Source organism: Streptomyces sp. NPDC048258 (assembly GCF_043201995.1).
GTDB lineage: Bacteria > Actinomycetota > Actinomycetes > Streptomycetales > Streptomycetaceae > Streptomyces.
Genome location: NZ_JBICZH010000008.1, coordinates 26,545 through 49,577, shown reverse-complemented (window position 1 = coordinate 49,577; position 23,033 = coordinate 26,545). Strand labels below are relative to the sequence as shown.

Genomic DNA, 23,033 nt, shown 5'->3' with positions numbered 1-23,033 from the left:
CCGTCCGCTAGCGGGAGGTCAGTGCCCCAGCACCGCCATCGCCGCGTTGTGGCCGGGGACCCCGCTGACGCCGCCGCCGCGCACCGCCCCCGCACCGCACAGCAGTACGTTGCGGTGGGCGGTCCCCACGCCCCACCTGCCGCCGGTCTCCGTGTCCGCGGCGCCGTACGGCCAGGACAGGTCCCGGTGGAAGATGTGGCCGCCGGGCAGGCGCAGGTCGCGTTCCAGGTCCAGCGGGGTCTTCGCCTCGATGCACGGCCGGCCGTCGGCGTCGAAGGCGAGGCAGTCGGTGAGCGGTTCGGCCAGGTGCGCGTCGAGCTGCGCGAGGGTGGCGGTCAGCAGTACCTCGCGCGCCTGCCGGTTGTCGTGTCCGAACAGCCGGGCCGGGGTGTGCAGGCCGAACAGGGTGAGCGTCTGGTAGCCCTGCTCCACCAGCTCCGGCCCGAGGATCGTCGGGTCGGTCAGCGAGTGACAGTAGATCTCCGAGGGCGGTACGGAGGGCAGTTCCCCGGCCGCGGCCTCCGCGTAGGCCCTGGCGAGCTCCTCGTAGCCCTCGGCGATGTGGAAGGTGCCGCCGAAGGCCTCGCGCGGGTCGACCGCGGTGTCCCGCAGCCGGGGCAGCCGCCGCAGCAGCATGTTGACCTTGAGCTGGGCCCCCTCGGGGGCCGGCTCGGCCGGCTGTGCGGATGCCTCGCCGAGGAGTTCCGCCAGCGCCCGCGGCGAGGCGTTGACCAGGACCGTGCGGCCGACGACCCGCCCTTCGCCGGTCGCCGTACGGAACACCACCTCGGCCGGCGCGATGCCGTCCGTGTCGATCCGCAGCACCTCGTGGCCGGTGGCGATCTCCGCCCCGGCCGCCCTCGCGGCCCCGGCCAGGGCGTCCGTGAGCGCGCCCATGCCGCCGACGGGCACGTCCCAGTCCCCGGTCCCGCCGCCGATGACGTGGTAGAGGAAGCAGCGGTTCTGCGCGAGCGAGGGGTCGTGCGCGTCCGCGAAGGTGCCGATCAGCCCGTCGGTCAGGACCACGCCCCGGACCAGGTCGTCGGCGAAGTGCCGTTCCACCGCCTGCCCGAGGGGCTCCTCGAACAGCATCCGCCAGGCCGCCTCGTCGTCGATCCGGGCGCGCAGCGCCTCGCGGGTGGGCAGCGGCTCGGTCAGGGTCGGGAAGACCTTCCCGGCGACCCGGGCCGTGGTGCCGTAGAAGGCGCGCCAGCTCTCGTACTCCCGCTCCGAGCCGGTCAGCCGCGCGAAGGACTCCCTGGTGCGCGCCTCGCCACCGCCGACGAGGAGCCCGCCGGGGCGCCCGTCGCGCAGGACGGGCGTGTACGAGGAGACGGTGCGCTTGCGGACCTCGAAGCGCAGCCCCAGATCGCGCACGATCTTCGCGGGGAACAGGGAGACGAGGTACGAGTAGCGCGAGAGGCGGGCGTCGACGCCCGCGAAGGGGCGGCTGGAGATGGCCGCCCCGCCGGTGTGCCCGAGCCTTTCCAGGACCAGCACGGACCGGCCCGCCCGGGCCAGGTACGCGGCGGCCACCAGCCCGTTGTGCCCGCCGCCCACGATCACATCGTCATAGACGTCGTGTCCGAAACCGCTGGAGCCCCGCATGTCTGGCATGGCTGTCATGGCTCTTGGTAGCACACCTGGCCGAGTCGCTCCAGACAGTGGGCCTCGTCGGCGTGGGCCAGGGCGGTGTCGGGATGCTCGTCGCCCAGGGACCGCTCGCGGATGCCGGACAGCTCGCGGTAGATGGGCAGCGCCTCCTCCCAGCGGTCCAGGCGGCCGAGTCCGACGGCGAGTTCGCGGCGGCTGACCAGGGTGTCCGGGTGCTCGGCGCCGAGCACCTCGGCGCGTGCGGCGCCCACCTGCCGTGCCTCGGCGACCGCCTCCTCCCAGCGGTCCAGGCGGCCCAGGTTGACGCCGAGGACGTGCCGGGCGCGGAGCGTCTCCGGGTCGGCGGCCCCGTACGCGCGGGTGCGGTCGCGGACCAGGGCGCGGAACAGGTCGAGGGCCTGGGCGGCGCTCCCGGTGCGGCCGAGCGCGATGCCGACCTCGTAGCGCGCGGCCAGGGTGTCGGGGTGGTCGCGGCCGAGCACCCGCTCCCGTACGGCGGCGACCTGACGGAAGCCGGCCAGGGCCTCCTGCCAGCGGTCCAGGCGGCCGAGCGCGTACGCCGCCTCGTAGCGGGTCAGCAGGGTGTCCGCGTGCTCGGCGCCCAGGACGGCCGCCCGGTCGGCGGCGACCTCGGCGGCGGTCGCGTGGGCCTCCGCGAACCGGCCGAGCGCCCCCAGGGCACAGGCCAGGTTGTGGCGGCAGCGCAGGGTGTCGGGGTGGCGGGCGCCCATGGTGCGCTCGCGGGCGACGAGCACCGCGCGGTAGATGCCGTACGCCTCCGCGTGGCGTCCGAGCCGGCCCAGTTCGTACGCGGCTTCCTGGCGCGCCGCGAGGGTGTCGGCGTGGTCCGGGCCGAGTACCTGCGCCCGTCCGTCGGCCACGGCCTCGTACACGGCGAGGGCCGCCTCGGGCCGGCCGGCCCGGCTGAGGGCGAAGGCGCGCGTGTGCCCGGCGGCGAGGGCGTCGGGGCCGGTCTCGCGCGGGCCGGGGACGCGCGGAACCCCGTACGGGGCGGTGAGCCGCGGGTCCTCGGCGGGCGCGGGACGGACGATCCGCTGCCGGCCACCGATGGCGCCGAGCGGCTGCTCGCCGCTGTGCCGCGCCGTCCAGGAACCGGTGAGCACGGCCCATGCGCCGCTCGCGGGACGCGCCTCGATCCCCGCCTTGCGTCCGGCGGTCATTCCGTCGGCCCATGCCGGGAGGGGAGCCTGGGCGCCGGGCAGTCCGCCCGGGCCGACGCGTGCCTCGACGAGCCTCCGGTGCAGGTGGCGGGCGTCGCCGGGGCGGTCCTCGGGGCGCTTGGCGAGGAGGTCCAGGACGGCCTGCTCGAAGTACTCCGGCAGCTCGGGGCGGTGCTCGCGGGGCGGGACGGGCGCGTTGTCACGGTGGCCGACGAGCACGGACCAGGAGTCGCCGAGGTCGAAGGGCGGGGCGCCGGTGGCGATCTCGTACAGGACGCAGCCGAGGGAGTAGAGGTCGCTGCGGTGGTCGACCTCGCCGCCCGCGATCTGCTCGGGCGACATGTAGTGCGGGGTGCCCATGGCCACGCCGCCGCCGGTGAGCTTGGCGGTGAAGCCGATGTCGTGGGCGAGGCGGGCGATGCCGAAGTCGCAGATCTTCACCGTGCCGTCGGTGAGCCGCATGATGTTGGCGGGCTTCAGGTCCCGGTGTACGACGCCCTGGTCGTGGGTGTAGCCGAGGGCGGCGGCCATCTGTTCGGCGATGTCGACGACCACGTCCACGGGCAGCGGGCGGGTCTCGTTGTCCTCCAGGAGCTGGCTGAGGTTGCGGCCTTCGAGGAGTTCCATGACGAGGTAGAGGGGCCCGCCGGCGGCGCTGTCGTCGCCGAAGTCGTGGACGACGGTGACGCCCCGGTGCTGGAGGGACGCGGCGACCCGGGCCTCGCGGCGGAACCGCTCGCGCAGCACCTGGGTGAAGTGGGCGTCCTGCTCAGGTCCGAGCGGTTTGAGGCATTTCACGGCGACCTGCCGGCCCAGCGACTCGTCCCGGGCGCGCCACACTTCGCCCATGCCGCCGCGACCGATCAGATCGAGCGATCGGTACCGCCCCTGGATCAGTCTGGACTCCGCCATGTCTTGAAGTCGCCCCCGTTGTCGTGCCACGCCCTCCCCGGCCGGTCCAGTATGGCCGCTGATGTACGCAGTGTGTACGTCGAGGGGCGGCTCCCGGGGCCCATGCGGCGCATCGCTTTCAAGATGTGACCTGGAGGCAGCTGCCAGCGCAGACCTGCGGGAATGCTGCGCAGGACGCGTCCCGTGAGGCGCAGGCGCCGGGTGACCTCGCGTGGGGCCGGTGCGGGCCGCCCGTACAGCTGGATTGCCCACGCGGGGAGGGAGCCGTAGGCGAGGTCGGCGAGCGGGCGCCACAGCAGATTTCGGCCAGGTACGAGGAGCGGGTGGACGGGTGGGCCGCGCAGGAAGTCGTCCACCGCGTGGGCGTCGGGACCGGCGGCGAGCTCGGGACGGATCTCCTCGAAGTACGCGGCCAGCTGGGCGGTGTCGGCGGGGACGGCGGCCGGGTCGAGGCCGACGAGGCGGGCGTTCACCCGGTTCTCGTCGACGTAGCGGTCGGCCTGGGCGGGGGTGAGGGGGACGCCGGAGCGGAGCAGGACGTGCAGGAAGCTGTCGATCTGCGCGCAGTGGATCCAGAGCAGGAGTGCGGGGTCGTCGACGGGGAAGCGCTCGCCGGTGTCCGGGTCGGTGGCGGACAGCACCCGGTGGATCTTGCGTACGCGGGCGCCGGCCCGCTCGGCGGCCTCGGTGGTGCCGTAGGTGATCGTCCCGACGAAGTCGGCGGTGCGCAGGAGCCGCCCCCAGGCGTCCTTGCGGAAGTCGGAGTTCTCCATGACCCCGCGGACGGCGCGCGGGTGCAGGGCCTGGAGGTAGAGCGCGCGGACGCCGGCGATCCACATCACCGGGTCGCCGTGGCACTGCCAGGTGACGGAGGCCGGCCCGTACAGCCCCGGGTCGGGTACGGCCACGGTGTTTCCCATCCCCGTACCTCCCTGTCGCCGGGGGCACCTCCCAGCGGTGGCCGGGGGAGCGCCCGGCGGCTCCAGGGTACGAGGCGGTCGGCACGGCGGCCAGGGGCGCGAGTGATCCCCAGGGGCCGGGCCGCCGGGCGAAGGCGGCATCCGACGCGACCGGCCGGGCGCCGCATGCCGTGCTCAGTCCGCCTCACCGCCGAGGTCCGCGAGACAGCGCCGTGCGTCCTCCACCAGCGGGTCCTTGAGGGCCTCGAAGATCACCACTGCTTGGGCCAGCGCCTGGCCCGCCTCGGCGGGACGGCCGGCTACGGCGAGTTGCTTGCCCAGTTCGAGCAGCGAGCAGGCCTGTACGAAGCGGTCGCCGACGCGTTGGCATACGTCGACGGCCTGTCGGTACCACTCGATCGCCTCGCTCGTCCGTCCGGCTGTGCGGCACACGTCGCCGAGCCCGTGCAACGCCTTGCCCTCCGTGGGCAGATCGGCCGTCGCCCGCGCTCCGGCGAGAGCCCGCTCGAACTCGGTGTACGCCTGGTCCGGCCTGCCCAGGTCGAGTTCCAGCGCACCGATCTCGGTCAGGGTGATCGCCACGCTGCGCTGCTGATCACACTCCTGGTGGATCTCCAGTGCCTGGCGCTGCTGTTCCAGCGCTTCGGCGTAGCGGCCCAGCAGGCGCAATGTCCAGGCCACGTTGTAGATGCAGGTGGCCTCCCAGTGGCGGTCCTGGATCTCCCGGCTGATCCGTAGCGCTTCCGTGAAATGCCCGAGCGCGTCCTCGTGGCGCTCCAGGTCGGACTCCGCGCCGCCGACGCAGATCAGACTCCAGGCCTCGGCCCACCGGTCGCCCTCCCGGCGGGCCGCGTCGACCGCGATCGTGGACAGTTCGAACCGGTACGTGTCGCGCCTCTGCAGGCGCAAGAAGTAGACCAGCGCCACCGGTAGTTTCCATGCCATGTCGTCGAGGCCGAGTTCGACGGCCTGATGGACGGCTCGGACGAGACTCGGGAGTTCGGAATCGCACCACGCGAGGGCGTCGTCGGGGCCCGAGAACAGCACGGGTTCCTGGTCCGTGTCGGGGTCCAGCGGCACGTGCTGCCGCTCAGGGGCCAGAACACGGTCGCAGGCGTCCACCCTCCGAAGGTAGTACGACAACTCCCGGCGCAGCGCACTCAGTCGCTCCGACGGCGTCTCCTCCTCCTCCACGCGCTCCCGCGCGTAGTCCCGGAGCAGGTCGTGGTACCGGTACCGTCCTCCTCCCATCTCCTCGAGCATGTTGAGGGCGTCCAGCTTCTCGAGGACGCGGCGGGTCTCGTTCTCGGGGCGGCCGATCAGCGCGGCGGCCGCCGGAACGGAGAAGTCGGGACCGGGGTGGAGGGCGAGCAACCGGAAGGCCCGGGCCATCGTCGCGGGCAGTCCCTGGTAGGACCACGAGAGCACCATACGAGCATCCATCCCATCATCCAGTGTGGAGAGTGCGTCGAGTCGGTCACTGTCACGCGCGAGGTCTGCGACCGGCCCGCTCAGAGAGGGGGCAGTGCTCGCTCTTTCAGCCACGATCCTGATGAAGAGCGGCATGCCGCCGCAGCGGACCACGAGTTGAGTGGCGGCCCGCGTGTCCCGGTGACCCGAGAGGTGCTCCACCAGCTGAACCGCCTCGGGAATGTCGAACGGCCTCACGGGCAGGGGCGTGGCCCCGTCCACCGCGGTCAGACTGCCCAGGCGGTTCCTGCTGGTGACGAGCGTGAAGCAGCCCGGTGACGACGGAAGCAGCGGCCGTACCTGGTCCGCACTCCGCGCGTTGTCCGCCACGACCAGCAGGCGTTTCCCGTGGACCAGCGAGCGGAACAGCGCCGCCATGGCGTCCAGATCATGCACGACCCCGTCGGCCGACGCGTTCAGGGCGTGCAGAAAGCCGTGGAGTACGTCCTCGGGCCGCAGGGGGGCCCGTTGGTCGTAACCGCAGAGGTTGACGTACAACTGGCCGTCGGGGAAGGCGGCTTGGCGCTCGTGGGCCCAGTACACGGCGAGGCCGCTCTTCCCCACCCCGGCCGGGCCGGAGATCACGGCGATGCCGTTCCCGGCCGCGGCCAGCTCGTCCAGCCTGTGGAGAACGTCGGTGCGGTCCGTGAAGTGGGTCGCGGCCCGGGGCAGCTGCCTCGGTACCGGCAATGCGCGCTGCCCACTGTTCACGCCGCCGTTGATGTTCCCCGCCAGCACGACGTTCGTGGCCTGTCCGGCGAAGGTGTTGGTGCTGCCGTCTGTGGTCATGGGCCTTCTCTCCGGGTCCGGCTCCTCGTACGTGTCACGCCCGTACCTGGCCGGCCGGCCGGATCGCGCCGTATCCCCGGGCGGCCCTCGGCGGACAGCCGGTCGACGGTGGCCCGCAGGCCGGCCGTGAAGCGGACGCCCGCCGGTTCCATCGGCACCTGGGCCGCCAAGGCGTCCACGGTGATGTCTGCCCGGTCCAGGAACCGTCGGAACGCTGCCGCGGCTTCCTCGCGCTGCTCCGGAGCGGCCGGGCGCGGTATCCCGGTGGAACGCGCGCACCACAGCTCCGCGAGGGCCACGTGTGCGTAGAGATGGTGGAGGGCCTGCCGGGCCGGCAACGGCTCACGCCACCACGGTACCGACACCGAGGCGGCGTCCGCCGCCGCGAAGAAGGCGTACGCGTCCAGCAGTGCGGCCAGCTTGGTGTGCTGGAACTCGCACAGCAGGGCAGCGGCCGGGTCCCCGACGATCCTGCCCTCAGGCCCCCGTCGCAGGCCCAGGCCGACGCCCCCGAACGCCCGCCTCGAAGCGCGGAAGCCGACGCCGTGCTCCGTCACCGCGTCCCGGAGGGGGACGACCGCACGCAGTCCCGCCCTCAGTGTCGCGGCGTAGGAGGGGACCAGCCGCCAGAGTTCGCTTCCCGCGCCGGCCAGCGCGGTCCGCCAGGTATCCCACTCGGGTGCGGAGAGGCGACCGAGAGCGGGCCGGTCCTCTTCGGCGCGGTAGGGGTCGAGGTCCTCGACGGCGACGGGGAGCGAGGTCGCGGTCAGCCGTCTGATCACGATCGGCCGACCACCTGCCGGGTGGCCACCCGCGAGCGAGACGACGGCGGTGGGCCCGTCGCCCCAGACCCGTAACGCGCCCGCGCCCGGCAGATGGACCAGCCCGGCTCTCACCGGTAACGGCAGACTCACGTCCATACCCGCCTGCCGGGCGACGGCAGCCGCGACGCCTGCGATGTGCGCTCTGTCCCGTTCAGCCTCGGCTGCTGCGACGGGACGCCGGCAGCGGTCCGCCCACGCCTGCACGAAGGGGTGGCGCAGGACGTCCCGGGTCTCGGCCGGATGACGGTTCTCCAACTCGATGAGCAGGTCCCAGCCTTCGGAGGCCGCGTCCCCCAGGGGCGACCGGCCGACCGGCCGACCGGCTGTGCCAGCTATCAGCGCCTTCGTCAGGGCGAGTTGCATGTCCTGGAGCGCATGGACGCCTTCTACTGTCCCCGCCCCTGCGGCGAACGCGTCGAACGCGCCGTCCGGCAGGTGGTCGGTGACGCGCTGCCGGCCACCCGGGCGGGAACCGGCGGCCGCGTGCCCCGACTGCGCCGCCGGCACCTCGGTCGCCAGGACCAGGAGATCCGCGCAGTACACCGAAGGGTTGTCGAAGCCGCCCGCGGAGCTGTAGCGGTGGGCGTAGAGACCGCCACCGCACGTCCGCACGACGGGGCAGGCCATGCACGTCGCGCTGAGTTCCGCATGACGCTCGTTCCGCGCGGCGATGCCGGGGTGGGACATGAGGCTGTCCAGGCTGTGGGTGAAGACGGACATGCCGGTGGCGGGTGCGCCCGCATAAGCGGTCTTCAGGGAATCGGCCTGTTCCCACGAGCCGTCGGTGTCCACCACGGCGAGGGTGACCGGTCGGAGCCCTACCGCTTCACTTCCGCTGGGTTCGCCCCGGGACGCGGCCGTCAGGGCGTCGAACAGCCGGATCGGAACCGGCGCCCCGTCGGCGAGCCAGCGGGAGTGGATGCGGCCCAGCCAGGCGGCATAGGGCGCCGGTGATTCTCCGTGCCGCAGCGGCGGATTATCCCAGGTCGCGTGGGGGAACAGGAAGTCCATGCGGGGTGGCGACTCCGCCAGTAATGCTTCGTACACCGCGATCGGGTCGTTCTCCAGATCCACGGTGCACAGGATCCCGCCATAGAGATGACGGAATTCGGACCGCCTCAGCAGCTCAAGTCCCCGGAGGACCCCGGCATGACTGCTGCGGCCGCTCGCATATCGACGGTGACGATCATTGGCCGACCGGTCACCGTCGAGTGACACTCCGACCTGGATGCCGAGTTCGTCGAACAGCCTGCAGAATCTTTCGTTGAGCAGCACGCCGTTGGTCTGCACCTGAAGGCCCAGCCCGAATTCACCACGGATGACGTCTCGCAGCGTTCTGGCGATCTCCCGCAGGCGTTTCGCTCCGAGAAGGAGGGGTTCTCCGCCGTGGAGGCTGATGCGCACCACGGACAGCTGATGAATACGACCGTGCTCCGCGATACGCGCCGCCGCTTGCGTCACCACTTCCGGACTCATCGTCCGTGGTTTGTCGCGCCAGCTCTGATCTGCGTGCTCGTAGACGTAGCAGTGGTCACAGGCCAGGTTGCAGCCGCCGTGTACCTTCAGGACGAATTGGTCGATGGCACGAGGCACTCATCGCCGCCGATTTCAGATTGGAAGGCTGCCATCCGCTCGGGCACATCGGGATGGACGATGTGCGAATCGCCACCGATTTCAGAATTGAAGGCTGCCGTCCGGTCGGGCAGGTCGGGGTGGAAGATCATCTCACGGAATTCAGCAGCCGTGACGGCCGAATCGGAGGCTAGGCTGGCGAGAGTGAGATTCCCGATGTCGGGGAGGGAGCGCCCGGCGGGGTCCATATCGCTCATGATCACCTTTCTATCACAGCGGAAGGCGTGATCCACGAAGGGTGCAGGGCATCAGATTAGCACCGGGCTATGTGCGTTCACAGACTTTGCCGATATTTCTGCTCCCCATCCGCGTACACTGGGGCCGATGAATACCGTATCGACGCAGGGGTCGCAAGTAACTCTCCGGACGGTCGCGGCGGAAGACGAGGAACGATTCCTCGAACTGGCGCGAATGAGTGCCGACCTCCATCACCCATGGGTCGGAATACCGCGCACATCGAGTGGATTCTCGGCCTACGTGGCGAGAACCGACGGAACGGCCGCTGTCGGCATGGTGGTCTGCCTCAACGACGGGGACGACCTGGTCGGAACGGTCAACATCAACGGCATCGTCCGCGAGCCCTACCACCGGGGCGTGCTCGGTTACGCCGCGTTCCTGCCCTACGCGGGCCGGGGCTACATGTCCGAGGGCGTCGCGCTCGCGGTGCGCTACGCCTTCGACCGGTTGGGCCTCCACCGTGTGGAGGCCGACATCCAGCCGGGCAACACCGCCTCGCTGAACCTTGTCCGGCGGCTCGGGTTCCGGAAGGAGGGTGTCTCACCCGGCTTCATCAAGATCGACGGAGTCTGGCGCGACCACGAACGCTGGGCCATCACGGCGGAGATGGAGCTTCCCCCGGTTCCGCCGCGGTGACTCCGCCGCGCGCCGAGGAGCGGGGCGAGCGCGCTTCATTGGATCGTGAACCCGCCATGGATGTCGCGGGTCATGACGACGTTCTTGGCCTGACCTTGGAACGAGTTGGCGGCGCCACCGTTCGTCGCCTGGCTCCACAGAGCCTGGCACTCCTCCCGGAACGCGGGGTCGCGCGCGAACTCCTCGTCCAGGGCGGCCGCGAGCTGTTCCCGGGACTCCATATCGGGCGAAGTGTCGACCGGACGCCCGGCGAAGCGCTCCCTGATCCTCCGCAGAAGGGCCGGAAGGGCGGCCCCGGCGGACTCACCCGCTCCGGTGGCGACACCGGCGGCGAGGGCTGCGGCGATGGCAAGGGACAGAGGGTCCATTCGAGTCCTCCACGGTGAGGGTGGCCCGTCCATCATGAGGCTGAGGCCCGAAGGAAGCCAGAGGGCCTGTACCGCGCGAACTCCCCCTGTGGCGGCCCGGCTTCGCCGGGGCGCCACAGGGGCCGACGGCCGGCGGGGTCATCGGCGGACGCGGGGCATGCCGAGGCCGATCCAGGAGATGATCTCGCGCTGGATCTCGTTGTTGCCGCCGCCGAAGGTGAAGATGACGGCGCTGCGGTAGCCGCGTTCGAGCTCGCCGTGCAGGACCGCCCCGGCGGAGCCGTCCTTCAGGGAGCCGGCCGCGCCGACGACCTCCATGAGCCAGGCGTACGCGTCCCGGCGCGCCTCGGAGCCGTAGACCTTGACCGCGGAGGCGTCCTGAGGGGTGAGGGTGCCGGACTGGACGGCGTTCACCATCTGCCAGTTGAGCAGCTTCATCGCGTCGAGCCGGGCGTGGGTGCGGGCGAGGCGGCCGCGGACCCAGGAGAGGTCGATGACGCGGCGGCCGTCGGCGAGTTTCGTCGCGGCGGCCCAGCGCTGGACGTCGTGCAGGGCGCGGATGGCCATGGTGCCGTGGGCGGCGAGGGTGACGCGCTCGTGGTTGAGCTGGTTGGTGATCAGGCGCCAGCCCTTGTTCTCCTGGCCGACGCGGCGGGTGGCGGGGACGCGGATGTTCTCGTAGTAGCTGGCGGTGGTGTCGTGCGAGGCCAGGGTGTTGATGAGGGTGCAGGAGTAGCCGGGGTCGGAGGTCGGGACGAGGAGCATGGTGATGCCCTTGTGCGCGGGGGCGTCCGGGTCGGTGCGGACGGCGAGCCAGACCCAGTCGGCGGTGTCGCCGTTGGTGGTCCAGATCTTCTGCCCGTTGACGACGTAGGTGCCGGTCTCCTCGTCGCCCTCGCGGACGGCCTTGCACTTGAGCGCGGCGAGGTCGGTGCCGGCGTCGGGCTCGCTGTAGCCGATGGCGAAGTCGATCTCGCCGGAGAGGATGCGGGGGAGGAAGTAGGACTTCTGCTCGTCGGTGCCGAACTGCATGATCGTGGGGCCGACGGTGTTGAGGGCCATCAGGGGCAGCGGCACGACGGCCTGCGCGGCCTCGTCGAAGAAGATGAACTGGTCCATCGGGGACATCCCGCGGCCGCCGTACTCCTTCGGCCAGCCGACCCCGAGCCAGCCGTCGGCGCCGAGCCGGCGGATGGTCTCCCGGTAGAACCGCTTCTGCGCGGCCGGGTCCTCGTAGCGGGCGTAGACGTCCTCGGGGATCAGCTGGGCGAAGTAGGCGCGCAGCTCGGTGCGCAACTGCTGCTGCTCGGGCGTGTATTCGAGGTGCACGGCCCCTCCGGGATTCTCGCGGTCCAGCCGGTCGCTGTGGTGGCGCAGGGCAGACTAGAACCTGTTACAAGAATCCGGAAGGGTCGGACGGGCGGCCTTTCGGCACGGTCGGGGTGCGGCGGGGTGTGCAGGGTCAGGAGAAGACCACCGAGCGCAGCTTCAGGCGGGACGAGCCGTAGCCCGTGTACGGGCGCAGGGTGAAGTAGTCCCCCGTGCAGTCGGGCTCGGTGAAGACCGTCGCGGAGGAGTCGGTGCGGTTGCGCGGCGAGAAGGCCGGCTCGGAGGCCCCCGGGTCCGCGGCCTCGGGGATGGTGATGCACGCACGGCTCTCCGGGTCGACGAGGGCGGCGCGCTGCTCCTGGCCGTCCAGTCCGATGTAGGAGTACGAGAACTGGCCGCTCGCGGCGTGGGCGGAGCCCGGGACCGCGACGAGGAGAGTGAGGGCGCCGGCGGCGGCGAGCGCGGCGTTGCGGAGAGGCGGGAGGCGCAGGAGACGCATGGGGTCCCTTTCGGGGTTACGGAGGGCGACGAGAATCACGTTAAGGGTCACCTGTCGTGACCAAACGGTTCTTCCGGCCTACCGGAAAGGGGGGGTTTCCTGCCTTGTTGACCAGGGAAGCTCGTCTGGATCCCGGCCGTCAGGCGTACAGGAAGACGGCGTCGAACCAGACCAGGTCGCGCGCCGCGTCGAGGAAGTAGTGCCCCTCCACGTGGTCGGCTGACGACGGCGCGGTGTTGATCTCCAGGTCGTGGTCCGGGCTGTTCTGCCAGACGGCGCCCGCCGGGACGAACTTCCGGAGCGGGTCGGGGATGTCCGACAGACCGCCGACGGAGAAGGGGACCGGGCGGGGGCGGCGTATCGCCTCCATCGCCCGCCCCTGCGGCAGACGGGCCAGGCCGACGACGCGGATCCGGGATTCCGGTCCCGGGATCGAGCGGTCGTCGTAGGCGCCCTTGTTGATGTCGTAGCCGAGCCAGTGCGCGTCGGTCATCTCGCCGAAGGAGGCGAACCTGGCGCGCAGCGGCTCGGTGTCGGTCCGGACCCGCTCCGGATCCGGCGGCGGCCCCTCGGGCCACAGGACGTACCCGCCGGCCGCCGCCCCGGTCAGCAGGAGCGCGGAGCCGCCGAGCAGCCTGAGGAGTCCGCGCCGGTCGGTGCGGCCCCGCTGCGCTTCCATGGTCCCCCCGGTGCCCGTCAGTTCAGGGCGCTGATCATAGCCGCGGCCGTCGCCGCCATCGCCGTGCGGGCGGCCGTCAGATAGGGCCTCGGATCCGCCTCGGTGAGGTGGGTGCGGATGGCCTCGGTCATCGCCACGTTCAGCGCGGTCCCGATGTTGACCTTGCGGATGCCGCCAGCGACGGCCGCCGCGAGCTCCGTGTCCGGCAGCCCGGAGGAGCCGTGCAGGACGAGCGGTACGTCCACCGTCTTGGCCAGCCGCGCCAGCAGCGCGTGGTCCAGGGAGGCGGTCCGGCTGGTCATGGCGTGGCTGCTGCCGATCGCGACGGCCAGCGCGTCGACCCCGGAGTCGGCGACGAACCTGCGTGCCTCGTCCGGGTCGGTACGGGCGCCGGGCGCGTGCGGGTCCAGCGGGGCGGCGCCGTTCTTGCCGCCGACCTCGCCCAGCTCGGCTTCGATCCACAGCCCGTTGACGTGCGCCCAGTCCGCGGCGGAACGGGTCGCCTCCAGGTTCTCGGCGTACGGGAGGTGCGCGGCGTCGTACATCACCGAGCCGAATCCCGCGTCGCCGGCCTGGCGCAGCAGCTCCGCGCTCTTGACGTGGTCGAGGTGCAGGCCGACCGGCACCCCCGCCGCCTCGGCGCAGGCGGCGGCCGCGCGGGAGATGGGCAGCAGTTGCCCGCCGCGGAACTTCACGGCGTTCTCGCTGAGTTGGAGGATGACCGGCAGTCCGGCCGCCTCCGCCCCGGCGACGACGGCCTCGGCGTGCTCCAGGGTGATGATGTTGAAGGCGGCGACGGCGCGGCCCGCGCCGGCCGCCTCCCGTACGAGCGTGCCGGCGGGGACCAGGCTCATCGGACCGCCTCCTCTCCGGTGGTGAGGATCACCGAGCGGGTGAGGTGGCGCGGCGTGTCCGGATCCAGCTGCTGGTGGGCGGCGACGGCGAGGGCCAGTCGGTGCACCCGGACCAGCTCGGCGAGCGGGTCGAGCCGCCCGGCCACCCACTGGGCGCCGGTGCCGCGCACCTGCTCGGCGAGCCCGTCGGGGGCCTCGTCGAGCGACCAGGTGACGGTGCCGGGGCCGGAGACGCTGATGGGCCCGTGCCGGTACTCCATCGCCGGGTAGGACTCGGCCCAGGACAGGGAGGCCTCGCGCATCTTCAGCGCGGCCTCGTTCGCGAGTCCGACGCTCCAGCCACGCCCCAGGAAGGTGAACTGCCCCCGGCTCGCAAGCTCGGCGGGCAGCGGCTCGGCCAGCGCCGTGCGGGCATCTGCGACCACGCTCGCGGTGTGCAGCCCCTCATGGGCGCGCAGCAGGGTGAGGGCGGTGGTCGCGAAGCGGGTCTGGACGACGGACCGCTCGTCGGCGAAGTCGAGGACGACGAGCTCGTCGGCGAGGGTCATCACCGGGGTGGCCGGATCACCGATGACGGCGGTCGTGGGCACGCCCGCGTCCCGCAGCCCGGCCAGCAGGTCCAGCACCTCGGTGGTGGTCCCGGACCGGGTGAGGGCGACGACCCGGTCGTACCGGCGGTGGCGCGGGAACTCCGAGGCGGGGAAGGCGTCGGTCTCCCCCTGACCGGCCTCCTCGCGCAACACGGCGGCCGCCTGAGCCATGTAGTACGAGGTCCCGCACCCGACGATCGCGGTACGCTCCCCCGGCTGCGGCAGCATCGCCCGCCGGGCCGGCGCCAGTTCCGCGGCCCGCTCCCAGCATTCGGGCTGCGTGCCCAACTCGTGCGCGACGTGACTCATGCAGGCTCCCTCGTGCGGCAGAACGGGTCTGAATGCGTGTTCCTGCAAGGTAGCTGGCGGTTTCGCGCAACTTCAAGCATCTATGGACGGATCGCCTGAGTTAATGTCGGCGGGTAGGCCAATGGAGAACACGGCAGAAGACGGCAGAACACCGCAGGCACGCTGCGGGAACACCGAAGGGGGCGGCCGATGACCCGCAAGGAGCGCTGGCAGACGCTGCTGGACCTGCTGGTGGAGCGGGGCGAGCTGGAGGTGGAACCGGCCGCCGAGGCCCTCGGCGTGTCCGCCGCGACCATCCGCCGCGACCTGGACCAGCTCGCCGAGCAGCAGTTGCTGGTCCGCACGCGCGGTGGGGCGGTGCTGCACGGGGTCAGTTACGAACTCCCCCTGCGCTACCGCACCTCGCGCCGCGCCGCCGAGAAGCGCCGCATCAGCGAGGCCGTGGCCGCCCTGGTCACCCCGGGCGAGGTGATCGGCCTGACGGGCGGCACCACGACCACCGAGGTGGCGCGGGCCCTGGCCGGGCGCCCGGACCTGGCCTCCGGCTCCCCCGCGCTGACGGTGGTGACCAACGCCCTCAACATCGCGGGCGAGTTGGTGATCCGGCCGCAGTTCAAGATCGTGCTGACCGGCGGGGTGGCCCGCCCGCAGTCGTACGAGCTGACGGGCCCCCTCGCCGAGCAGGTGCTCGGGCAGCTCGCGGTGGACACGGCGGTGCTCGGCGTCGACGGCTTCGATCCGGCGGACGGGGCGGCGACCCGGCACGAGGACGAGGCCTCGGTGAACCGCCTGCTGTGCGAGCGGGCCCGCCGGGTGGTGATCGCGGCCGACTCCAGCAAACTGGGCGTGCGCGCCTTCGCCCGTATCTGTGCGACCTCGTCGGTGGACGTCCTGGTGACGGACACGGGCCTGACGGCCGAGGTCGCCGAGGAATTCGCGGCGGCGGGCGTGGAGGTCATGCGGGTATGAACGACACGACGGGCGTCGATCCCCTCCGCTTCACCGTCCTCGGCAGCGCCACGCCGTATCCGAGTGCGGACAACCCCTGTTCCGGCTACCTGGTGTCCGGCGGCGGCACGCGGATCTGGATGGACGCCGGCAGCGGGACGCTGGGGCCGCTGCAGCGGTACGTCGGGCTGGGCGAGCTGGACGCGGTCTGGATCTCGCACCTGCACGCCGACCACAGCGCCGACCTGCTCACGGCGTACTACGGCCTGCTCTTCGCCGACGTCGAACGTGCGGCTCCGCTGCCGCTGTTCGGCCCTCCCGGCATCGCCGACCGGCTGGCCGGGTTCCTCACCAACGGTGCGGCGCGCAGTCCGGTCGAGTCCGCCTTCGCCGTGCACGAGCTGTCCGACGGACACCGGGCGCGGATCGGGGCGCTCACCCTCACCAGCCGGGCGGTGGCCCACGGCATGCCCGCCTTCGCCGTGCGCGTCGAGGCCGGCGGTCACGCGTTGGTCTACTCCGGGGACACGGCGCCCTGCCCCGCGCTGACGGCCCTCGCCGAGGGGTGCGACGTACTGCTCTGCGAGGCCGAGAGCGCGCGGCGCCCGGCACCGGACGAAGCCGAACACCTACACCACACGCCCGAGGAGGCCGGGCGGACGGCGGCGGCCGCGCGCGCCGGACGGCTGGTCGTCACCCACGTGGGCCGCGGCCTCACCCCGGAGGAGGCGGTGGCCCGCGCCTCCGCGCACTACGGCGGGCCCGTCGGCCACGCCGCGCCCGGTGCCGTCTTCCCGGTCGGCTGACCGGGCAGGATCCGGCGCCCGGGCTCCGGGCGCCGCCGTTCAGGCGCCGCCGTTCAGTGCGCCGGCAGCCGCTCCGACTCCCGGACCAGGGCGGCCAGGACGGGGGCGATGAGCGGGTGGGTCTCGCCGCCGCGGCGGGTCGCGGCGAAGACCCGCCGGGTGGCGGCCGGGCCGGCCACCGGACGGACCTGGACCTCCTTGAGGTCCATGCCCCGCAGCGCCGAGCGCGGTACGAGGGCCACCCCGGCCCCCGCGCCCACCAGCGCCGTCACCGCCCGGAAGTCGTCCGAGGAGTGGACGAACCGGGGCTGGAACCCGGCCAGTTCGCACGCCAGCAGCGTCACGTCGTGGCACGGATTGCCGGGGTACTGGCCCACCCAGTCCGATTCGGACAGGTCCGCCAGCGACACCGCGGGCAGGTCGGCGAGCGGGTGCCCCGAGGGCAGCACCGCGTCGAAGGGCTCCGCGTACAGCGGCAGGACCGACAGCCGGGCGTCGTCCGCGCCCGGCCCGCCCCGGTACTCGACCGCCAGGGCGACATCGGCCTCGCCGTCGAGCAGCAGCGGCAGGCTCTGGTCGCCCTCCGCGTCCCGGACCCGCAGCCGGATCCCCGGGTGGTCCAGCGCGAGCCGGGCGATGGCCGGAGCCAGTACCTCGGCGATTCCGGTGGCGAAGGCGGCCACCGTGACCTCGCCGGCCGAGCCGCCTGCGTACGCCGCGAGTTCGGCCTCCGCGCGCTCCAGCTGCGCCAGCACCTCGTGGGCGTGGCCGAGCAGGATCTCACCGGCCGCCGTGAGCCGTACACCCCTGCCGCTGCGGGTGAGCAGCGCGTGGCCCGTCTCCTGTTCCAGCGCCGCGAGCTGCTGGGAGACGGCCGAGGGGGTGAGGTACAGGGCTGCGGCCGCGGCGGTCACCGTACGGTGGTCCGCCACGGCCCGCAGGATGCGCAGCCGGCGGGGGTCGATCACCCCGCCATTGTCTCAGGATGCGGAGGTCACTCAGGCCCCGCTGGTCGCGAGCGCCGCACGGGCCTCCACGAACGCCGCCACCGCGCGCTCCACGTCGGCCGTCGAGTGGGCCGCCGAGAGCTGGACGCGGATGCGCGCCGCGCCCATCGGTACCACCGGGTAGGAGAAGCCGATCACGTAGACGCCGCGCTCCAGCAGCAGCTCCGCCATCCTGGCCGCCTCCGCCGCGTCGCCGATCATCACCGGGGCGATGGCGTGGTCGCCGGGCAGGATCTCGAATCCGGCCTCGGTCATCTTCGTACGGAAGAGCGCGGTGTTGGCGGCGAGGTGCTCGCGCAGGTCGCCGGCCGACTCCAGCAGGTCGAGGACCTTGAGGGAGGCCGCCGCGATGACGGGGGCGAGGGAGTTGGAGAAGAGGTACGGGCGCGAGCGCTGGCGCAGCAGCTCGACGATCTCGGCGCGCGCCGCGACGTAGCCGCCGGAGGCGCCGCCGAGGGCCTTGCCGAGGGTGCCGGTGATGATGTCGACGCGGTCCATGACCCCGTGCAGTTCGGGGGTGCCGCGGCCGCCGGGGCCGACGAAGCCGACGGCGTGCGAGTCGTCGACCATGACCATGGCGTCGTAGCGCTCGGCCAGGTCGCAGATCTCCGCGAGGGGGGCGACGTAGCCGTCCATGGAGAAGACGCCGTCGGTGACGATCAGCTTGCGGCGCGCGCCGCCCTCGGTGGCCTCCTTGAGCCGGGTCTCCAGCTCCGCCATGTCGCGGTTGGCGTAGCGGAAGCGGCGGGCCTTGGAGAGGCGGATGCCGTCGATGATCGAGGCGTGGTTGAGGGCGTCGGAGATGACCGCGTCCTCGGCGCCGAGGAGGGTCTCGAAGACACCGCCGTTGGCGTCGAAGCAGGAGGAGTAGAGGATCGTGTCCTCCTGGCCGAGGAAGGCCGACAGGCGTGCCTCCAGCTCCTTGTGCACCTCCTGCGTGCCGCAGATGAAGCGGACGGACGCCATGCCGTAGCCCCAGCGGTCCAGCGCGTCCTTCGCCGCGGCGACGACCTCGGGGTGGTCGGCCAGCCCCAGGTAGTTGTTGGCGCAGAAGTTGAGGACCTCTCCCGGGGCGCCGCCCGCGGTCACGGCGACCGCGGCGTTCTGCGGGGTGCCGATGACGCGCTCGGGCTTGTGCAGGCCGGCGGCGCGGATCTCGTCGAGGGTGGCGCGCAGGTCCTCGCGGACGGACTCGAACATGGTGCGGTTCTCCTTGTGCGGTGCGCCGTCCGGCGGAGCGGAGGCAGACGGGAGGGGGCCGGGCCCCGCGGAGGGGGGAGGGTGTGCGGAGCCCGGCCGGAGGGAGATGGTCCAGTAGGGGGAGGGCGGTTACGCCGTCCAGTCCAGGATGATCTTGCCGCTGCGGGCGGTCGCGGCCTCGTCGAACGCGGCCTCGAAGTCGCGGTGCGAGTAGCGGCCGGTGATGACCGGGCTGAGGTCGAGCCCGCCCTCCAGCAGCACCTGCATCGCGTACCAGGTCTCGAACATCTCGCGGCCGTAGATGCCCTTGATCGTGATCATCGAGGTGACGACCTTGGCCCAGTCCACCGGGAACTCCTGTGCGGGCAGGCCCAGCATCGCGATCCGGCCGCCGTGCGTCATGTTGTCGATCATGTCGCGCATCGCCTCGGCGCGGCCGGACATCTCCAGGCCGATGTCGAAGCCCTCGCGCAGGCCGAGCTGCGCCTGCGCGGCGGCGATGGAGGACTCGGCGACGTTCACCGCGAGCGTGGCGCCCGCCTTGCGGGCGATCTCCAGCCGCTCGGGGCTGACGTCGGTGATGACCACGTTGCGGGCGCCGGCGTGCCGGGCGACGGCCGCCGCCATGATCCCGATCGGGCCGGCGCCGGTGATCAGTACGTCCTCGCCGACCAGCGGGAAGGACAGCGCGGTGTGCACGGCGTTGCCGAACGGGTCGAAGATCGCCGCCACGTCCAGGTCCACCGCGGTCCGGTGCACCCACACGTTCTGCGCGGGCAGGACCACGTACTCGGCGAAGGCGCCGTCGCGGCCGACCCCGAGTCCGATCGTGCTGCGGCACAGGTGGCGGCGCCCGGCCAGGCAGTTGCGGCACTTGCCGCACACGAGGTGGCCCTCGCCGCTGACCAGCGCGCCGATCTCGATGTCGCGGACGTCCGCGCCGAGCGCGGCGACCTCGCCGACGAACTCGTGGCCGAGGACGAGCGGGGTCTTGACGGCGCCCTGCGCCCAGCCGTCCCAGGCACGGATGTGCAGGTCGGTTCCGCAGATGCCGGTGCGCAGCACCTTGATCAGCACGTCGCCGGGGCCGTACTCGGGTTCGGGGACGTCCATGAGCCACAGACCGGGCTCGGCCTTGTGCTTGACGAGTGCCTTCATGGGGGTGGCTCCAGGCATGCGGAAGGGGGCGCCGCGAGCGCGGGGGCGCGGACGGCGTCGGTGAACGGAACCAATCTGCCGAGCGGCGCGGTGATCAGTCCATCGAGACTTTCTTAAGCGGGCCGACAGCCCAGCTTCACGCCTATGCTCCTCACGTGACGGGGCAGGGGCAGGGGCCCGGGCCGGCGACGGCTCGGGGAAAAGGGGAGGTGAGGGGCGTGCCGAGTCTGCGCAGCAGGGCGCTGTCGGTGGCGCTGATCGCGGCGGGACGGCGAAGACGGTTCGCGAGCGCCGAGGCGGTACGGACCCGGGTGGCCCAGTCCGCCCGCAGGCCCGCTTCCCATCTGCCGCCGCGCGGGCTGGGCCGGGTCGCGGACATCTCGCGGACCTTCGTCGGGGCCTGGCCGGTGTACGACGTCTCCCCGCGCGGGACCGAGCCGGTGGCCCGGGTCCTGTACGTGCACGGCGGCGCCTACGTCAGCGAGCTGGTCCGCCCGCACTGGGCGATGGTCCGGACCCTGGTCACACAGGCGCGGGCGCGGGTCGTCGTACCGGCGTACATCCTGGCGCCCCGCGGGACGGCCGACCGGACGGTCCCGGTCGCCACCGACCTGCTCAGCGGTCTGATCGCGAGCGGCGGCGCGGGCGGGACGGTGCTCATCGGGGACTCCGCCGGGGCCGGGCTGGCGCTGGCCGCCGCCCAGCGGCTGCGCGAGCGCACCGGGGCGCAGCCCTCCCGGATCGTGCTGATCTCGCCGTGGCTGGACGTCACCGTGAGCCATCCGGACCAGGCGGGCATCGAGGCGGACGATCCGATGCTGGCGCTTGCGGGGCTGCGGGAGGCCGGGCGCCTGTACGCCGGGACCCTGGCCGCCGACGATCCCCGGGTGAGCCCGCTGCACGGGTCCTTCGAGGGGCTGGCGCCGCTGACGGTGTTCACCGGGACCCGGGACGTGCTGACCACGGACAGCAGGGAACTGGTGCGCCGGGCGCGCGCGGCGGGGGTGGAGGTGGAGTTCCACGAGGAGGCGGGGCTGCCGCACGCCTACCCGCTGCTGCCGCTGCCGGAGGGTCGGGCGGCGCGCGACCGGATCGTCGAGCTGATCCGGTCGGCGGCGGAGCTGTGACACCGGCACCACCCCCTAGGCCACGCAGGTCATCAGCGAGCTGATCGGCCAGGCGCGGTACGCCGTCCAGTACGCCTCGTCGCGTACGTGGTCGGCGGGCGGGGTCCGGTTCGGCTGCCAGCCGACGGTGCTGAAGCCCGCCTCGACGGCGGCTTCGGCGAGGTCGGCGTGGGACCACTCGCGGAATTCGAAGGGCACGGGCGGGTCGGTCAGGAAGTGCGCCTTCAGCAGGGGCGCGTCGCCGCTCCGGACCCGGTCGAGGATGCGGACCCCGTACGGCGACCAGTCCACGCGCGGGAACGCGCCGGCGTTCGGCACGATGGCGAGCAGGCGTCCGCCGGCGCGCAGGCTGGCGCGGACCGACCGGAACACCGCGTGCAGCTCCTGGCGGTCGGGCGTGTGGTGGAAGGGGTAGAGGGCGGTGGCGAGGTCGAAGGGGCCGAGGTCGGGAAGGCCGGCGGGGTCGGCGACGTGGTACTCGATGTTCTCGGTGGCCGGCCGGTCCTGCACCGCCTCGTGCTCCCGGGCCAGCTTGATCATCTCCTCCGAGATGTCCACACCGACGGTCCGCCGGGCGCCGCCGCGTGCCAGCAGCCGGGTGTTGAAGCCGTATCCGCAGGCCAGGTCGAGGGCGTCCAGCCCGCGTACCCCGCCGAGCGCGTCGATGGCTCCGTGCAGCGTGTAGGTGTCGGCCGCCGAGAAGGCGGCGGTGGTCCGGGACTCCGCGTAGCGCTCGTCGATGGTGTCGTACTGGAACCGCATGCTCTGCCTTCCGGTGGCCTGCCGGTGGGGTGGGGTGGGACGCGTGCGTATCGTGCCCCGCGGCGCGTCCGGGGTAAGGGCCGTACACCCGTCCGTCCCCCGGACGAGGGATGCGGTCGGCCTATCGCCGCCGCTCGGCGGGGCCTTCGCGTACGGAACGCGGGGCGGGCGCCGGCGCCTCCGTCGACGCGTCCGTCGGCATGTCCGTCGCCGCGTCCCCCGGCACCAGTTCGCGCGTGCAGGTGCGCAGCCAGGCGTGCGCCGGGTCCGCGTCGTGGCGCGGGTGCCATGCCATGCCGAAGGGCAGCGTCGGCAGATCGAGCGGGATCTCGAAGGTCTCCAGGTCCAGCGCGGCGGCGAGCGGTACGGCCTGGGTGGTGACCAGTCCGACGAGGTCGCTCTCGCGCAGGACGAACAGCGAGGTGGGGAAGGTGCCCACGCTGCCCACCACCCGCCGGGACAGGCCCTGTTCGGCCAGGGCGGTGTCCACCGGGCCTTGCAGACGGCCGCGCCGGGAGGCGATCAGGTGCTCGGCGGCGGCGAACCGGCGCGCGGTGATCCGGCCGCGGAGCAGCGGGTGGCCGCGCCGGACCACGGCCAGCATCCGCTCGTCGGCGAGGTGCTCGACGCGCACTTCCGGGGAACGCGTGTCGACGACGCCGAGTTCCAGGTCGGCGACGCCCTCGCGCAGCGCCGGGACGTCCACGTGGCTCTCCCCCAGGAAGCGCAGCCGCACCCCCGGCGCCTCACGGGTCACCCGGGTGAGGAGGGTGGCTCCGTAGACGGCGGTGAAGGCGTCGTTCGCCAGCACGGTGAAGGTGCGGGCGAGGGTGGACAGGTCCACCTGGCCGCCGGTGAGGAAGAGGGCGCGTGCCCGTTCCACGACGGCCCTGACCTCGCCCTGGACGGCGAGGGCGTGCGGGGTGGGCACCATGGTCCGCCCGGCCCGGACCAGGACGGGGTCGCCGAGGGTCTTGCGGATCCGGCCGAGGGTGCGGCTCATCGCGGGCTCGGAGAGGTGCAGCCGGGCCGCCGCCCGGGACACGCTCGACTCCTCCAGGAGGACGTCCAGGGCGACGAGGAGATTCAGGTCCGGACCGGATCCGGTTCCGGCTCGGGTTCCGGATTGCGTCACACGCATTCATCCCTTGCAGAACTTGCACTGGAAAGCAGGTCGCCCCA

21 protein-coding genes are annotated in these 23,033 nt (G+C 72.6%); 4 read left to right on the top strand and 17 right to left on the bottom strand.

Annotation, left to right across the window (positions count from 1 at the left end; translation table 11 throughout):
- Window positions 1-18: 18 nt before the first annotated feature.
- From ACGFYQ_RS19550 to ACGFYQ_RS19525, 6 genes are all read right to left on the bottom strand, one after another.
- Entirely contained in the window at window positions 19-1,626 is a 1,608-nt protein-coding gene (locus ACGFYQ_RS19550) for a phytoene desaturase family protein (RefSeq protein ID WP_393745444.1), read from the bottom strand.
- Window positions 1,623-3,707, bottom strand: a complete 2,085-nt coding sequence (locus ACGFYQ_RS19545; protein WP_393745442.1) for a tetratricopeptide repeat protein — start codon at window positions 3,705-3,707, stop codon at window positions 1,623-1,625. Before ACGFYQ_RS19545 ends, ACGFYQ_RS19550 begins: the two co-directional genes overlap by 4 nt.
- Window positions 3,689-4,627, bottom strand: a complete 939-nt coding sequence (locus tag ACGFYQ_RS19540) for an oxygenase MpaB family protein (protein ID WP_393745440.1) — start codon at window positions 4,625-4,627, stop codon at window positions 3,689-3,691. The genes ACGFYQ_RS19545 and ACGFYQ_RS19540 overlap by 19 nt, the downstream gene beginning before the upstream one ends.
- Before the next feature lie 174 nt (window positions 4,628-4,801).
- On the bottom strand, window positions 4,802-6,886 hold the full coding sequence (locus tag ACGFYQ_RS19535) for an ATP-binding protein (RefSeq protein ID WP_393745438.1): 2,085 nt from the start codon (window positions 6,884-6,886) through the stop codon (window positions 4,802-4,804).
- Entirely contained in the window at window positions 6,883-9,303 is a 2,421-nt protein-coding gene (locus tag ACGFYQ_RS19530; RefSeq protein WP_393745436.1) for an FxsB family cyclophane-forming radical SAM/SPASM peptide maturase, read from the bottom strand. The genes ACGFYQ_RS19535 and ACGFYQ_RS19530 overlap by 4 nt, the downstream gene beginning before the upstream one ends.
- The gene (locus tag ACGFYQ_RS19525) at window positions 9,273-9,539 is read right to left on the bottom strand and encodes a hypothetical protein (RefSeq protein ID WP_393745434.1); all 267 of its coding nucleotides are present in this window, start codon (window positions 9,537-9,539) and stop codon (window positions 9,273-9,275) included. The genes ACGFYQ_RS19530 and ACGFYQ_RS19525 overlap by 31 nt, the downstream gene beginning before the upstream one ends.
- 127 nt (window positions 9,540-9,666) lie before the next feature.
- Between ACGFYQ_RS19525 and ACGFYQ_RS19520 the strand changes: the two genes are divergently transcribed.
- Window positions 9,667-10,215 carry a GNAT family N-acetyltransferase gene (locus ACGFYQ_RS19520; RefSeq protein WP_393745432.1) on the top strand — a complete coding sequence of 183 codons (549 nt, stop codon included), beginning with the start codon at window positions 9,667-9,669 and terminating at the stop codon, window positions 10,213-10,215.
- Between the two features lie 35 nt (window positions 10,216-10,250).
- On the opposite strand, the gene ACGFYQ_RS19515 is transcribed toward ACGFYQ_RS19520, so the two are convergent.
- The 6 genes from ACGFYQ_RS19515 to ACGFYQ_RS19490 form a co-directional block, all read right to left on the bottom strand.
- Entirely contained in the window at window positions 10,251-10,583 is a 333-nt protein-coding gene (locus ACGFYQ_RS19515) for a hypothetical protein (protein ID WP_393745430.1), read from the bottom strand.
- Window positions 10,584-10,721: 138 nt separating this feature from the next.
- Complete coding sequence (locus ACGFYQ_RS19510) at window positions 10,722-11,912, bottom strand: acyl-CoA dehydrogenase family protein (protein WP_393745428.1); 1,191 nt, start codon at window positions 11,910-11,912, stop codon at window positions 10,722-10,724.
- Between the two features lie 133 nt (window positions 11,913-12,045).
- Window positions 12,046-12,411, bottom strand: coding sequence for a hypothetical protein (locus tag ACGFYQ_RS19505; protein ID WP_393745426.1), 366 nt, complete (start codon window positions 12,409-12,411; stop codon window positions 12,046-12,048).
- Window positions 12,412-12,550: 139 nt separating this feature from the next.
- A complete protein-coding gene (locus tag ACGFYQ_RS19500; protein ID WP_393745424.1) occupies window positions 12,551-13,090 on the bottom strand; it encodes a hypothetical protein in 540 nt (179 codons plus the stop codon).
- Window positions 13,091-13,107: 17 nt separating this feature from the next.
- On the bottom strand, window positions 13,108-13,944 hold the full coding sequence (locus ACGFYQ_RS19495; RefSeq protein ID WP_393745422.1) for a ketose-bisphosphate aldolase: 837 nt from the start codon (window positions 13,942-13,944) through the stop codon (window positions 13,108-13,110).
- Window positions 13,941-14,843, bottom strand: a complete 903-nt coding sequence (locus ACGFYQ_RS19490; protein WP_393745420.1) for an SIS domain-containing protein — start codon at window positions 14,841-14,843, stop codon at window positions 13,941-13,943. Before ACGFYQ_RS19490 ends, ACGFYQ_RS19495 begins: the two co-directional genes overlap by 4 nt.
- A 189-nt stretch (window positions 14,844-15,032) precedes the next feature.
- On the opposite strand from ACGFYQ_RS19490, the gene ACGFYQ_RS19485 reads away from it, so the two are divergent.
- Both ACGFYQ_RS19485 and ACGFYQ_RS19480 read left to right on the top strand, forming a co-directional pair.
- Entirely contained in the window at window positions 15,033-15,812 is a 780-nt protein-coding gene (locus ACGFYQ_RS19485; RefSeq protein WP_393745418.1) for a DeoR/GlpR family DNA-binding transcription regulator, read from the top strand.
- A complete protein-coding gene (locus tag ACGFYQ_RS19480) occupies window positions 15,809-16,597 on the top strand; it encodes an MBL fold metallo-hydrolase (protein ID WP_393745416.1) in 789 nt (262 codons plus the stop codon). Before ACGFYQ_RS19485 ends, ACGFYQ_RS19480 begins: the two co-directional genes overlap by 4 nt.
- Window positions 16,598-16,650: 53 nt before the next feature.
- On the opposite strand, the gene ACGFYQ_RS19475 is transcribed toward ACGFYQ_RS19480, so the two are convergent.
- The 3 genes from ACGFYQ_RS19475 to tdh all read right to left on the bottom strand — a co-directional run bounded on the left by ACGFYQ_RS19475 (window position 16,651) and on the right by tdh (window position 19,962).
- On the bottom strand, window positions 16,651-17,565 hold the full coding sequence (locus tag ACGFYQ_RS19475; protein ID WP_393745414.1) for a LysR substrate-binding domain-containing protein: 915 nt from the start codon (window positions 17,563-17,565) through the stop codon (window positions 16,651-16,653).
- A gap of 30 nt (window positions 17,566-17,595) precedes the next feature.
- Window positions 17,596-18,804: a glycine C-acetyltransferase gene (locus tag ACGFYQ_RS19470; protein ID WP_393745412.1), complete on the bottom strand. Its 1,209-nt coding sequence runs from the start codon at window positions 18,802-18,804 to the stop codon at window positions 17,596-17,598.
- Between the two features lie 129 nt (window positions 18,805-18,933).
- On the bottom strand, window positions 18,934-19,962 hold the full coding sequence (gene tdh / locus ACGFYQ_RS19465) for an L-threonine 3-dehydrogenase (protein WP_393745410.1): 1,029 nt from the start codon (window positions 19,960-19,962) through the stop codon (window positions 18,934-18,936).
- A 218-nt stretch (window positions 19,963-20,180) separates the two neighbouring features.
- Between tdh and ACGFYQ_RS19460 the strand changes: the two genes are divergently transcribed.
- The gene (locus ACGFYQ_RS19460; RefSeq protein WP_393745408.1) at window positions 20,181-21,089 is read left to right on the top strand and encodes an alpha/beta hydrolase fold domain-containing protein; all 909 of its coding nucleotides are present in this window, start codon (window positions 20,181-20,183) and stop codon (window positions 21,087-21,089) included.
- A 15-nt stretch (window positions 21,090-21,104) separates the two neighbouring features.
- Here ACGFYQ_RS19460 and ACGFYQ_RS19455 read toward each other — a convergent pair whose 3' ends face one another.
- Window positions 21,105-21,851: a class I SAM-dependent methyltransferase gene (locus tag ACGFYQ_RS19455; RefSeq protein ID WP_393745406.1), complete on the bottom strand. Its 747-nt coding sequence runs from the start codon at window positions 21,849-21,851 to the stop codon at window positions 21,105-21,107.
- 121 nt (window positions 21,852-21,972) lie between these two features.
- The gene (locus ACGFYQ_RS19450) at window positions 21,973-22,992 is read right to left on the bottom strand and encodes a LysR family transcriptional regulator (RefSeq protein WP_393745404.1); all 1,020 of its coding nucleotides are present in this window, start codon (window positions 22,990-22,992) and stop codon (window positions 21,973-21,975) included.
- Window positions 22,993-23,033: the final 41 nt, after the last annotated feature.